Genomic DNA, 13,550 nt, shown 5'->3' on the forward strand with positions numbered 1-13,550 from the left:
AAGGTCTTCGCCAATCCTGAGCTGCTCAATGCCATGCGTTGCCGCGCCATGGCCGCTCCGTTCAATTGGCATAAGGCGATAGAACCCTATGCCGAACTCTATGTGGAACTGCTGGCGGCTGAGCGTGCAGCGCGTCGGAGCTAAACGGGGCGGACCGCCATGACCCTCCTGGACCCTGGCGGTCGGCACGTGACTACGTTATAGCCGCTCCCAATTTACCGTGAGGTGGGTTTCATCATCACTGTAGTGGTAGTGAGAGTTGCCTTTATAAGCTGCATTAAGTGCATGACCTATACGGCTGGCAAGGTGGATGCCTGTGGTAGTCACTTCGAGCGTATCATCCACTTCAACCACTTTAATGATTCTTTCCTGAGCGTGTTCGGCTTTCTCCACCTCCTCCGTGTGGTGGATCAGGTTCAAAATCTCCTCTTGGTGGTCGTGCAAAAATTTTCCAGAGAGCTTCAACGTGCCAGCGGGCCTGTCGTCTGCAATGCGCCGACACGCAGGGCAAACAGTCTCTTCTGCATCCCCGACGATAGTGCTTTCCGGGATATGCCACGTCCAGTTGCCTTCCTGATAGAGTGCGCCGCACTGTGGGCAGAGCGCCGTGCCGCTGACATGTTCCATCCGGTAGGGATCATGGGTGCCTTCTTTGAAAATTTTGTTCTTCTGACTCTGCTGATACTTGTCCATCGTCTTGCCCCCCGAGAGTGAGCTATTGCTGCATACGAGCTTCAATGTGCCTCCGTTCTACCCTTGGGCATCTTGATATTTGTCAAACCTGACGCGGACAGGCTGCACCCTCCTCCACTTCAATCTTTTCCGCACTTTTTTCAAGGCTGTTATCCCCTGAAAATATCGAAAGGCTCGATTCTGAGGACCTTGCGTATCCCCACATAACTGGAAACTCCGGCGATCAATAGCACCATGCCGAACGCAAGCCCCAGGTTCCAGAAGGTGATGATGGCCGCATAGTTCGGCACATTGGATCGTGCGATAGAAATCATTAACGTGACCAGGCCAATGCCCAGTCCATAACCGGTCATCGCCGTAAACGTCGCCATAAACAGGATCATATAAATCAGCTCGCGCCCCTTCGCACCGATAGCTTTCAAGGCAGCAAATTTGTCCAGATTTTCCAGGATAAAGGTGTAGAAGGTCTGCCCGGAGATCGACAGTCCGACGAGAAAACTGATAATGGTCATCATCAAGATGTTGACGCCCACCCCCGTCTGGTAGATGTAAAAATGGGTAATGTGCTGGTTGAACTCGTCCTTGGTCAGCGCGACATAACCCAATTGATCCACTTGCTTTTGAATACTCGCCACGTCCTCTGTGTTCTTTGGTTGAAGCAATATGTAAGAAACGGTGAACCGCGTGGTCGGGATGTATTCGATGGCACGTCGATAGGTTGTGTAGAGCGTCGGTACGCCCGTCAGCCCACTGGCAGCAACCTTGGCGATAGCGACGATCGTGCCACGATGGTCATTAAGTTCGAATGAGGTACCCACCTTCGGATTCTCCAGTTTGGAAAACTCAGCGTCATGCACCATGATGAAGGCGTTGTCAGCATAGATGTCTTCGATGTGTCCCTCTTCAAGTTCAGGACGGCCGAATAGACTGGAGTCGTCCAGACCGATAACGCTGACAGATTGATAGGTTCCGCTGTCCAGCCTGACCTGCGCGCCACCAATAAAGATGGGGACCGCGTAACTGACCTCATCCATGCTGCGTACGGCGTCGAGCAAATAGTCAGGGAGCGGGATGGTACTGGTCGGGGTATTGACCGCCGGGTCCATGACCCACATCGTCGCCCCAATGTTGGTCACGGTCGAGTAAGCGCGGTTCAGGATGCCCGCGAACATGGCGGTCATTTGCATCATTAGAAATACAGAAAAGGTGATCCCTATCAGCAAGGCAGAAAACTTGGCCTTGTCATTCACCAACAGCTTGAAACCGATTCGCAAGATGCCGGCGTACTTCATGGCGCGTGCTCATGGCTGACAGAACCCGGCGTATTCCACCAGCCGCCCCCCAGCGCGACGAACAGCGCAACCGTGTCCTGATGGCGTTGGGCGAGTGCTTGAAGATAAGCAATATTTACTTCATGAAGCTGTATGTCCGCCACCAGCAAGTCCAGGTAGGTCACCAGCCCCGACCGATAGCTGACTTGCAACACCTGAAGCGCCTCTTCGGCCGTCGCCTGCGCCTCCCCTTGTTTTTGCAGGGCTTGCGCATCGAACTCCAGCGCCCGCAGTGCGTCGGCGACCTGTGCAAACGACTCCAAGACGATTTGTCGATAGGTTGCGGCGGCTTGCTGATACGCCTCTATCGCCGCTTGGCGGCCATACCATAAGCTGCCGCCTTGAAACAAAGGCGCATCAACCGCAGGCCCTATGCTCCAGAATCTGTTTCCCCCGCCAATCAGTGAGCCCAGGCTGGAGCTGCCGGTCCCGTAGGTTCCGCTCAAGCTGAAGCTGGGAAAAAGGGCGGCCGTTGCAACCCCGATGTTGGCGCTAGCCACGTGCAATTGTGCTTCGGAGGACAGGATGTCCGGGCGTTGACGGACCAGCGCGGACGGCAAACTGACAGGCAAATCCTGGGGCAATGCAAGTCCCGCCAAATCAATGTCGGGCAATATGACGTCAGTCGGCACCACGCCTTCAAGCGTCGCCAGTAAATGTTCGGTTTGACTGATTTTCTGTTTTAGCGCCGGTAGCGCCGCTTCATTCGTGGCGATCAGGCTGCGCAGGCTCAGCACGGACGAGTAAGGCGCTGTACCGGCGCGAACCTGGACATCGGTGGTCTGAAGTTGTTCGTTTTCAAGCGCAATAAGCTGCTCGGTCGCACGCACTTGTGCGGCATAAGCGGCGCGAGCAATGGAGGTGTTGACGACATTCGCGGTCAAGGTCAGGTACGCCGCCTTGTTCAGGTACAACTGACGGTCGACCTGGGCTTGCAAGCCCTCGACTGTTCGCCGCTCGCCACCAAAGACATCGAGCGCATAACTGATGGTTCCACTCAGGGTCACCACGTTAAAAATCGAACCGGGCACCGTCGAACCCTGTTGTATCGGGGCGCTTAATTCACGAGAAGCACCAAAACGGGCGTCAACATGCGGGTAGAACACACCATACCCGGCGCGGAGATTGTCCTGGCTTTGACGCAAGCTTGCTTCCGCCGCCTGAAGGGTAAGGTTGTGGGAGATCGACTGACGGACAGTCGCATTCAACGGCTCGGATTTGAACAGTCGCCACCAATCGTGGGGCACTTCGGAGCCCGACAGAAAGTGTTGCGCCTGCCCTTCTGCCGTGACGGTGCGGGTCATCGGATCCTGCGTGTAGCGGCTCAGCGCAGGCGGTTCCGGGCGTGAGAAATCAGGACCGACCGTACAGGCATTCATGAACACAATACTGATGATCGGCCATGCAATGCCCTTGAGTAAACCCAGAGGTTTGCGAGGCAATGAACTGCAGGGCTTGCGCATTATTTCTGCCCTATGAAGACATCTACCAGTTGCCCCGGATACAGCCCCGGAAAGTCTTTTTTCTGGAACCTGAAAATGACCGGTAACACCCGGAGATCAACTTTCTCCTGACGTTGATTAGACAGCTCGATTTTCGGCGACACATAAGGCTGAACGCGAACGAATTCCAGGGGGACTTTTATGTCCGTGCCGCGAATAGACATTTGCGCACGAATATGGTCCGGAGCAGGTAAACGCGAAATCAGTATCTCGTCCACATAACAGCGCACAGCCAGGGTAGCCACAGAAGCGCTCATGACCACCAGCGGACTGAACCCCTGGATGTACGTGTCGTATGCGCCCTGAGACGATACATAGCTGCCAACAGTGGTATTGACGGCCAATATCACACCCTCCACTGGCGCCCTGACTGTATATTGCTGGAGTAATGCACTGGAGGCTTTCAGCGCTGCACTTGCTTGTCCCTCAAGGTCTTTTGCCGTATCCAGCGTGTCCTTACTGATCGACTTGGGATCAATCGTGTAAGAGGCAAGACGCTTTTGGTATTGGTCACGGGCCGTTTTCAAATTGGACTCAGCCAACTCAAGGTTGGCTCTGGGCACTGAGTCGTCGATGCTCAGCAATGGCATCCTGGTCGACACGACCTGACCTTCATGCACAAATACCTGGGTGACAGGCCCAGACACTTGCGGGTAAATCACAATGTTCGAACCACCCGACTGCTCGCCTTCAATGATGCCATTGGCAAAAATGGCAGTCTCATAGGGGCTGCTGGCTGGCTTGAACACGGGGGGTAACGCTTTTGCCTCTCTGCCAAGAATGTAAGCGGCTGTAAGCCCGGCCAACACACCCAGCACAGCAAGTGCGAACAGAATCTTGTTCCTCATTCAGTACCCCCATCGACATCCTTAATGCGACCATCCTCCATATGGATGATGCGGTCCGCATACTCGTTGATCCGCGCGTCATGGGTGACGATCAGGATGCAACGGCTTTTGTTGAGGACCTTCTCCTTCACAAAGGCGATGATCATCCTGCCGGTGTCACCGTCGAGCGAGGCTGTCGGCTCATCAAGAATAAGTATCTGCGGGCTGCTGACAATGGCACGAGCAATGGCGACCCGCTGCTGCTCTCCTCCTGAAAGTTTTACCGGTAGCACATCCCCCCGACCCTTGAGGCCGACCACTTCCAGGCTTTTCGTAGCCTGAGCGATGGAGTCATCCCAATCGTGATGTTTGAGGATCAGCGGGATCGCGACATTTTCGGCAGCCGTCAGTCGCGGAAACAGGTGATAGTCCTGGAATACGAAGCCAATGGTGTTCAGGCGAAAGTCAGCCAATTGATCGCTGCTCAACGCCCAGATGTCTGCGCCGTTGACCGTCACCGTCCCGGTGTTGGGACGCAAAATGCCAGAAATCATGCTCAAGAAGGTGGTCTTTCCACTGCCAGAGGGACCGACGATGAACACCATTTCGCCAAAATGCGCGACAAATTCAACGTTGTCCACGGCCGTCATTCGCACATCGCCTTCGCCAAACCACTTGCTCAGACCTGTCGAGACGATGGCCTGACTCTCGGATTTTTCTAAATGATCAGCGTTCATAGACCTTCCTGAGCACTCATAAACGCCAAAAAACAGATCCGAACACTCCATAACGATGGGGCAAAGCACTCAAAAAATTATGTTCTTCCTCTTCGCGGCTGATCGCGTTGATATATATCAATCGGTACGACGATCTGTCCACCGCCCTCGACCTGTGTCATGCCCCGGCACGGCTTACTCGAATTGAACAAACTCAAGACAAAGGGCCACGTTGATTTACATCAAGCTGATCGGTGGCTGCGGGTCTAAAGTTGAACGGTATCCACGTTCGCCCAAAAGCGGCTGAATGACCTTATGTTGCGTTGTAACGGGCTGATGTCCACATTCGTTGTTCACCCTTGAGCGAAGGCCATGAAGAAGAACCATCAGTTGAATATTTCATATTTTTTTATTGCCTTTGTTGCGCTGACACTGGTCCAGTTCTTGTTTGCCGGACGGGCGGCAGTGGAGTCGATTCCTTACAGCCAATTCCTTCAGTTGCTCAATGAACACAAAGTTAGCGAGCTGAGCGTCGAGAAGGATCATATCAGCGGAAAACTGCAAGAACCGATCAATGGGCACAACCAGTTCTCGACGGTCCGGGTTGACTCCACCTTGGCCACAGAGCTTGCTCAATCCAATGTCAGCTTCTCCGGTGTCAACGAAAATACACTTCTGAATGCGCTGTTGGGCTGGCTTCTGCCCTTCGTCATGATCATGGTGGTCTGGCACTTTCTGTTTCGCGGCCTCGCCGATAAACAAGGCATCGGTGGCATGATGAACGTCGGTAAATCCAGGGCGAAAATATTCGTCGAGCGCGATACAGGGATCACCTTCGCTGATGTGGCGGGCATCGACGAAGCCAAGGCAGAGCTTGTGGAGGTGGTGTCCTTTTTGAAGGATAAAGCCAAGTACGCCCGCTTGGGCGCCCACATACCGAAGGGCATTTTGCTGGTCGGCCCTCCAGGTACCGGCAAGACCCTGGTCGCCAAGGCCGTCGCAGGAGAAGCCGGGGTGCCATTTTTTTCCATCTCAGGCTCCGAATTCGTCGAGATGTTCGTCGGCGTCGGCGCAGCCAGGGTGCGCGACCTGTTCGAGCAAGCTCGACAGGCTGCGCCGTGCATCATATTCATCGACGAGCTGGACGCGCTGGGAAAGATGCGGGGCGTTGGCGCGTTTGGGGGCAACGACGAAAAAGAACAGACGCTCAACCAGCTATTGGCAGAACTGGACGGCTTCGATCCTCGCGAAGGCGTGGTACTGCTGGCGGCCACCAATCGCCCGGAAATTCTCGACCCGGCACTGCTGCGGGCCGGCCGCTTTGATCGTCAAGTTCTCATCGACCGCCCGGATCGCAAGGGGCGAGTCGCTATTCTCAAAGTGCACATCAAAAACATCACCGCCGAGCCCAGCGCCGACTGTGAACGCATTGCCGAGATCACCACCGGTTTCACCGGCGCAGACTTGGCAAACCTGATCAACGAAGCCGCGATTGTCGCAACCCGTCGCGGGGCCCAGGCGGTCAGCCTGGATGACTTTACGGCGGCGGTGGAGCGTATCGTCGCCGGCGTGGAGCGCAAGAGCAGCTTGCTGCAGCCCGAGGAACGCCTGGTAGTCGCCTACCACGAAATGGGCCATGCCTTGGCTGCCGGAACCTTGCCGGGAATGGACCCAGTGCATAAAGTCTCGATTATCCCCCGCTCCATCGGCTCGCTGGGCTATACCCTGCAACGCCCGACAGAGGATCACTTCCTCATCAGTTGCCAGATGCTCAAGGATCGTATCGCAGTGTTGATGGCCGGTCGTGCTGCCGAGTTCATCGCCTATGGTCAGATCTCGACAGGCGCCGCTGACGACCTGACCCGGGCCACTGATATAGCCCGACAACTGATTACCCGCTTCGGCATGAGCGCAGAGCTTGGTCAGTCGGTACTGGAGCGGCAAAATCCCACGTACCTGAGCGACCATATACCGGGATTGGGCCAGAAGGACTACTCAGAGCAAACTGCACGGGAAATAGACCTCGGCATCAGGGCCTTACTCGATGAAGCCTACAGTCGCGCCAAGGAGTTGCTTGAGAGTCGACGGGCTGACTTGGATACTGGCGCCAAACTCCTGATGGAAAAAGAAACACTGACGCCTGAAGAGTTTCCGGCGCTAATGTCCCTCAACCCCGCGGGGGCCGGGCCACGGTTGATGGTTGCTCGCAAATAGACTCATCGGCTGCCGATCCATATCCCGGATCTGTCAGGTGTTTAGTCATTGTCAGGGCATTTTCGAGTCCAATGTGATCGTCTCTCCGTCGACCACGAACCGACCGTAGCCCTGATGATGGATCGTCTTGGGGGCCTTCTGCTCTGGATCGATCCACGCCTTTACCACCTCGAGCACAAACAGATTGAATTTGTTCACCAGCCTCGTATCCACCACCTTGCATTCGAGATTGGCGAAGCACTCTGCAACCAGAGGCGCCGCAACCTCATGCGCGGGTATCGGCGTGAGTCCGAACTTCGTAAACTTGTCGACATTACGCCCAGAGCAATTGCCGACCTCAACCACCTTGGGTGCCAGCTCCAGCGCCGGGATGGCGATGACGCACTCCTTGGTCGCGCGCAATGCCGTGAAACTGTAATCGGCGCTGCTCACGATGCAGGCCACCAATGGCGGCGCGAACTCGACCATCATGTGCCATGACAAAGTCATGACGTTGCTACACCCACCGCTCGCGGTCGTCAGCAAGACCACCGGGCCCGGTTCAAGCAGCTGGTATACCTTGGACAGAGAAAGCACTTTCATCGTAGTCATGGTTCCTGGCTCGTGATGTCTTTCATAGAGACGGCGAAAGTCTGCTTGCCATCCTCTCCGGGGCTGTATTCAACCTAGCGGCTCGCCGAGCAGGTCAATAACGCCGGCAGCCAGTTTTATCCCCTGCTTTTTGGCTTCGTCGAAGCTCCGGTAAACAGCCTTTTCCCGGAGGATATGGATTTTTCTATCGGCGAATTTCACGGTGATACGCAGCCCCTTCGGGACCAGGTCATCTGTTGCACCCCATATAAAATGAATCTTTGCCGTCACGCCGTCCGGGTGAACGTAATCAACCGTCGAGACCTGATCCACGCGCGCCCTCATCTCAGCCCCCTTGATTCGGCTGCATGCCGAGGCGTAAACCAATAAACCACTGTTTAAAATCGCACCGAGTCGCCCGCAAACAGGCTTATCCCTTGCCAGAACATGACGTCAGATACCCTCTCAGTTCGACCAGCGAACGTGTATTGAGGACATCGTGTTTCTCCAGCCAGGCGCGTCGTGCCTGACCGACGCCATACTGCAAGTTAGCGAAGTCAGCGGTCCGGTGCGCATCCGAGTTGATGCAAATCATCACGCCTTGATCCTTGGCGTAATGGCACTGCAGGTCGATCATGTCCATGCGTTGCGGCTGCGCGTTCAGCTCCAGGCAGCAACCACGCTGTTTTGCTGCCTTGATGACCTCGGGCAGGTCAATGACCAGTGCTTCTCGCTCGTTGATCAAGCGGCACAAAGGATGCGCCAGAATCGTGAAATAACGATGCTCCATCGCACGCAGCAAGCGGCGAGTCTGTTGGCGTAGCGTCAGGCCGAAATGGCTGTGCACAGCACCGACCACCAGGTCCAGACGCCGCAAAATGTCATCCGGGAGGTCCAGATCGCCCTCCTCGAGAATGTCCACCTCAACCCCCTTGAGCAAGGTAATGCCCGACAAGCGTTCGTTGAGTGCATCGATCTGGTCGATTTGCCTCAGTAATCGGTCGGCATCCAGACCGTGGGCGATCCTGAGGTGTTGTGAGTGATCGGTGATTGCCAAATATTCCAACCCGGCCGCACGCGCGGCAAGCGCCATGTCTTCGAGACTACTGCCGCCGTCGGACGCCGACGTGTGGGCATGCAGGTCCCCTTTCAGATCGCGCAACTCAATCAGCTTGGGCAGTCGACCTGCTTGAGCCGCAGCCACTTCGCCACGGGCTTCGCGTAATTCCGGCTCGATCCATTCCAGCCCCAAGGCCTGGTACACGGAAGACTCGGTGACGCCGGCTATGCGCTTTTTTTCCTTGAACACGCCATATTCGCTAAGTTTCAGACCTTGCTTCTGCGCCCATTGGCGAATTTCGATGTTATGCGCTTTGCTGCCGGTGAAGTACACCAGGGCTGAGCCGTAGGCCGACGGTTTGACCACGCGCAGGTCAACTTGCAACCGGGTGCTCAGCACCACACTGGCGCGAGTAGGACCGTGAACCAGTACGGTCGCTATGTCCGGATGTTTGAGAAAAGAGGTCATGACCTCAACCGAGGGCTCGGCAGCAACCAGAATATCGATATCGCCGACGGTATCGCGCATGCGCCGCAAGCTCCCGGCCACTGTGGCTGAAACCACGCCGGGGATTTTCTGCAGATAATCGATCAGCGTTTGCGCGATGGGGGCGACAAAGGCCAACGGCAGACGCCGGTCTACGCCGATCCCCTTCTGCGCAGCCTCCAACAGTCGAGCCTCCATCTTTGCACCGAAGCCATGCAGATGACGAATGCGCCCCTCTTTGGCCGCCTGGCACAGCTGCTGCACGGTCTCGATGCCCAGATCGTGATAGAGGTGCTTCACCCGTTTAGGGCCCAGACCGGCGACAGACAGTAATTCAACCAACCCAGACGGCAACGTCAGACGTAACCGCTGGCGCAGCACGCAGTCGCCTGTGGCTACGATTTCTTTGATTTTGCCCGCAAGATCAACCCCGATACCTGGCAACTTGGGCGGCTCTTCACCCCGTCCGATCACCCGCGCAAGCTCAAGCGCCAGAGCCCTTAGGGTCCGCGCCGCATTGCGGTAGGCCCGGATACGAAAAGGATTGGCATCCTCGATTTCCAGCAGGTCGGCAATATCATCGAAAATCGCCGCAATCTGATCATTACTGACCACGTGTCCGAGTGTTGCCGGTGACGACTCCGGGTCTGGCAACAGGCTCTTGAGGGGTACTCCGGTGGGCGTCATGGCGCGGTACCGACACGTGGGCGTGGCAATGGGCGTAATAACGAGCATTGCCTATCCTGCCAGCCGCTCCTTGATGTAGATCAGAGTTCATGAAAGCACCCGTAGTGAATGGCCGCAGAGCAGATCATGGGTTTTATTGCGCCCGTTGTTGATGCAACTCAAACAATCGCCTGAATCCAGGCGTAGGAATGAGCAAAGAGGCAGCGCCTGAAGCGGAGGATCAACGCAAGATTCAAAAAAAGCGCTGCACGTCGAGTAACCCACACTCATCGGGATGACGGTCATGAACTCACCTTTGCAGAACATACTGAAGACATTCACAGGCCCCCATGGCAGCGGTACCCAGCCCCCCATTGCGCCCCTGTTGCGCCAATGCGCAGAACCGCTACCCGCGCTGGACTCAGAGGACTTCGGCGAAATGTTCGACCGTTATGCCGACGCTCGCGTAGTGATGATCGGTGAAGCCAGCCATGGCACCTCCGACTTTTACCGAACCCGAGCCGCCATCACGAAACGTCTGATTGAACGGCATGGGTTCACTATCGTTGCTGTCGAAGCGGATTGGCCGGACGCGGGCCATGTCGACCGTTATGTTCGCGGGCTGGCGCCCTCAGCCTGGAAACGCCACGTGTTCAGTCGATTCCCGGTCTGGATGTGGCGTAATACCGATGTGCAGGCGTTCGCCCGCTGGCTACATCATCACAATCATCAGAAGGCGCCCGAACTGCGCGTCGAATTCCGCGGACTGGATGTTTACAGTTTGCGCAACTCCATTCGCGAGGTCTTGAACTACCTGGACCGGGTCGACCCTCAGCTTGCGCACGAAGCACGGCGACGTTATGGCTGCCTGACACCTTGGCAAGATGATCCTGCGCTGTACGGCCACTTTGTCGAACGTGGTGGCGTAATGCCCTGTGAGCAACCCGTGGTCGAGCAACTCAATGCCATGCTGGCCGAGCAATTGGCCGGGTTTATCAAAGACGACGAAGCATTCTTCAATGCCACACAAAATGCCACGGTCGTTCAGGCGGCGGAACAATATTACCGCGCCATTTATCGCGGGACGTCAGCCTCCTGGAATCTGCGTGACAGGCACATGTTCGATACCTTGCGCGCGCTGCTCAAGCATCGAGGACCTGAAGCCAAGGCTGTGGTGTGGGCGCACAACTCTCATATTGGCAACGCAGCCGCCACGGAAATGGGCTGGGAGGGCCAGTTCAATATCGGCCAACTGTGCCGCACCGCTTATGGACGCGACGTTGTGCTTATAGGCATGAGCACAGACCGTGGCCAGGTGGCCGCAGCCGATGACTGGGACGGCGACATGCACATCAAGGACGTCCGCCCTTCGCGTGCGGACAGTTGGGAGCATCAGTTTCTTGAAGCGGGCGTCGCCGCGTCATTGACCGACTGGCGCGATCCCCTGCGCGAAGATTTGCGCCAGGCGCTGTCCACGCCACTGCTTGAGCGGGCCATCGGTGTGATCTACCGACCTGAAAGCGAGCGCAGCAGCCATTATTTCAAGGCGGTACTGGCCGAGCAATTCGATGCCATGGTCTGGATTGAACAGACACAAGCAGTGACTGCGATTCCACTGCCGTCAAGCCAAAGCGTGGAACCGGAAGACGACATGTTTCCCTTTGGCGTGTGATCCCCATCAACGGATGAAAAGCTTTATCGGGACGGTGTTTTTGTTACCGGCGTGCGCAGATGCACTTCAAACCAGTCGCCAGCCAGTCTGGCGACTTCCTCAAGGGTTCCGGGTTCTTCAAACAGGTGGGTGGCGCCCGCGACGACTTCCAGGCGCTGCTCACACTGCAGGGCATCGGCGCTTTCGCGGTTCATATCGAGCACCTGCAGGTCCTCACCACCAACGATCTGTAAGGTTGGCGCCTTTACCCGCCCCAGCGCCGGCCCGGCCAGGTCAGTCCGCCCTCCTCGGCTGACCACGGCATGCACCACGTCAGGCCGCTCTACCGCCGCCAACAGCGCTGCCGCAGCTCCGGTGCTCGCCCCGAACAGGCCGATACGCAAGGGTCTCAGTTCAGCACTGCCTTCTATCCAGTCGATCACACCCACCAGCCGTCTGGTCAGCAGCGGGATATCAAAGCGCAGTTCCCGTGTCAGGCGGTCCAGGACTTGCTCCTCGTCGGTCAGTAAATCGAACAGCAACGTGCCCAAACCTCGCTCGGACAGGTACTGCGCAACCTGCTGGTTACGCGGGCTTGTACGACTGCTGCCGCTGCCATGAACGAACACCACCAACCCGATAGCGTTTTTCGGCAGGCGCAAATCGGCTGATAAGTCCACATCTGCCAAGTCCAGTTTTCGATACTGCGGCTTAAACATCGGGATTCTCCAGAGGGGTCAGTGTGCTGACTTGGATTCTCTGCTCCAGGCCTGCTGCAACAGGTTGATGACTTCCTCGTCCGAGGTCTGAGAAAAGTCCATGTACCAATTGCCGATCGATACCAGCCACTCGGGTTCCATCGGGCAAACGACCTCATCCACTTCGCCACGCAATACCTCTGCGGTATCAAACGACGCCACCGGTACCGCAACGACGATCCGTGAGGGTTTTTGCAGAAGTACGGCTTGTATCGCCGCCCGCATGGAAGCGCCTGTGGCCAAGCCATCATCGACCAGAATCACCACTTGGCCCTGCAGATCCAAAGCAGGACGTGCTCCACGGTAGACGCGCTCACGACGCAGCAGCTCCGTCGTTTCCCGCGCGACCACACTCTCGATTGTGCGTTGATCGATATGGTTAGTCCGAACGACGTCTTCGTTGATTATCCGTATGGAGCCACTGGCAATGGCGCCCATTGCATATTCCTCGTGGAACGGAACGCCGAGCTTGCGGACCAGCATCAGGTCCAGACGGACTTCCAGTGCAGTGGCGATTTCATACGCGACCGGAACCCCGCCACGAGGCAACGCAAGGACAATCACATCGGGCCTTCGACGGTATTTCAGCAGTGGCTCCACCAAGCTTTGGCCCGCAGCAGTCCTGTCACGCAACGTGGTTTGCATAGAGGGATAATGAGTCATTTGACAACCTCCTATAGGTGGTATGCCTCGCCAAATAGCGCCGGACGGTTCTTGGCTGACAGCCTGAGTTGCTGGCCCGCCGGCCGATAACTGCAGTTCAGCTTGCACCGCGCGATCCCCTGTTACTTTGACTTTCATCAATTCCGGGCCAACGGATGCTCTGCGTCTGATGCCCCGTGTTGCGCCAGATAAGCGACGAGCGCATCCAGCGTGCTCACACGTTGGTAATCGACTTCAGGAATGTTGACCCCTACCCGCTGATACACGGCTGCGATGAAGCGCAGCCAGTCCATCGAGTCCAGATCGACCTCCTCGCGAAGTGGCCGGTCATTGCGTAAACGCTCCGCTTCGACTTCTGGAGCAATGCTCTTCAGGGCGATCAGCACGTGGCTACGGATGAGTTGCTGGTCCAC

At 56.5% G+C, this 13,550-nt stretch carries 13 protein-coding genes; 2 read left to right on the plus strand and 11 right to left on the minus strand.

Annotation, left to right across the window (positions count from 1 at the left end; translation table 11 throughout):
* Nucleotides 1-198: 198 nt before the first annotated feature.
* The 5 genes from QN399_RS13910 to QN399_RS13930 form a co-directional block, all read right to left on the minus strand.
* Nucleotides 199-693: a BCAM0308 family protein gene (locus QN399_RS13910; RefSeq protein WP_322178906.1), complete on the minus strand. Its 495-nt coding sequence runs from the start codon at nt 691-693 to the stop codon at nt 199-201.
* A gap of 149 nt (nt 694-842) precedes the next feature.
* Complete coding sequence (locus QN399_RS13915; protein WP_322178905.1) at nt 843-1,985, minus strand: ABC transporter permease; 1,143 nt, start codon at nt 1,983-1,985, stop codon at nt 843-845.
* Nucleotides 1,982-3,487: an efflux transporter outer membrane subunit gene (locus QN399_RS13920; protein ID WP_322178904.1), complete on the minus strand. Its 1,506-nt coding sequence runs from the start codon at nt 3,485-3,487 to the stop codon at nt 1,982-1,984. The genes QN399_RS13915 and QN399_RS13920 overlap by 4 nt, the downstream gene beginning before the upstream one ends.
* Nucleotides 3,487-4,374 (minus strand): efflux RND transporter periplasmic adaptor subunit, encoded by an 888-nt coding sequence (locus QN399_RS13925; protein WP_322178903.1) that lies wholly within the window; start codon nt 4,372-4,374, stop codon nt 3,487-3,489. The genes QN399_RS13920 and QN399_RS13925 overlap by 1 nt, the downstream gene beginning before the upstream one ends.
* Entirely contained in the window at nt 4,371-5,090 is a 720-nt protein-coding gene (locus QN399_RS13930) for an ABC transporter ATP-binding protein (protein ID WP_322178902.1), read from the minus strand. The genes QN399_RS13925 and QN399_RS13930 overlap by 4 nt, the downstream gene beginning before the upstream one ends.
* A 351-nt stretch (nt 5,091-5,441) precedes the next feature.
* Here QN399_RS13930 and ftsH point away from each other — a divergent pair, with 351 nt between their 5' ends.
* On the plus strand, nt 5,442-7,283 hold the full coding sequence (ftsH, locus tag QN399_RS13935; protein WP_330201056.1) for an ATP-dependent zinc metalloprotease FtsH: 1,842 nt from the start codon (nt 5,442-5,444) through the stop codon (nt 7,281-7,283).
* 51 nt (nt 7,284-7,334) lie between these two features.
* On the opposite strand, the gene QN399_RS13940 is transcribed toward ftsH, so the two are convergent.
* From QN399_RS13940 to polX, 3 genes are all read right to left on the minus strand, one after another.
* Nucleotides 7,335-7,874, minus strand: a complete 540-nt coding sequence (locus tag QN399_RS13940; RefSeq protein WP_322178900.1) for a flavin reductase family protein — start codon at nt 7,872-7,874, stop codon at nt 7,335-7,337.
* A gap of 69 nt (nt 7,875-7,943) precedes the next feature.
* Complete coding sequence (locus QN399_RS13945; RefSeq protein ID WP_322178899.1) at nt 7,944-8,186, minus strand: hypothetical protein; 243 nt, start codon at nt 8,184-8,186, stop codon at nt 7,944-7,946.
* Between the two features lie 97 nt (nt 8,187-8,283).
* Nucleotides 8,284-10,134: a DNA polymerase/3'-5' exonuclease PolX gene (polX, locus tag QN399_RS13950; protein WP_322216684.1), complete on the minus strand. Its 1,851-nt coding sequence runs from the start codon at nt 10,132-10,134 to the stop codon at nt 8,284-8,286.
* A 235-nt stretch (nt 10,135-10,369) separates the two neighbouring features.
* Between polX and QN399_RS13955 the strand changes: the two genes are divergently transcribed.
* The gene (locus QN399_RS13955; RefSeq protein WP_322178897.1) at nt 10,370-11,737 is read left to right on the plus strand and encodes an erythromycin esterase family protein; all 1,368 of its coding nucleotides are present in this window, start codon (nt 10,370-10,372) and stop codon (nt 11,735-11,737) included.
* Between the two features lie 23 nt (nt 11,738-11,760).
* Here the strand turns inward: QN399_RS13955 and QN399_RS13960 are convergent, their stop codons facing one another.
* From QN399_RS13960 to QN399_RS13970, 3 genes are all read right to left on the minus strand, one after another.
* Nucleotides 11,761-12,435 (minus strand): alpha/beta hydrolase, encoded by a 675-nt coding sequence (locus QN399_RS13960; protein WP_322178896.1) that lies wholly within the window; start codon nt 12,433-12,435, stop codon nt 11,761-11,763.
* Nucleotides 12,436-12,453: 18 nt separating this feature from the next.
* Complete coding sequence (locus QN399_RS13965; RefSeq protein ID WP_330201057.1) at nt 12,454-13,137, minus strand: phosphoribosyltransferase; 684 nt, start codon at nt 13,135-13,137, stop codon at nt 12,454-12,456.
* A gap of 137 nt (nt 13,138-13,274) precedes the next feature.
* A complete protein-coding gene (locus tag QN399_RS13970; RefSeq protein WP_322178894.1) occupies nt 13,275-13,550 on the minus strand; it encodes an acyl carrier protein in 276 nt (91 codons plus the stop codon).

It is taken from the genome of Pseudomonas sp. 10C3, from assembly GCF_036346185.1.
Classification (GTDB): Bacteria; Pseudomonadota; Gammaproteobacteria; order Pseudomonadales; family Pseudomonadaceae; genus Aquipseudomonas.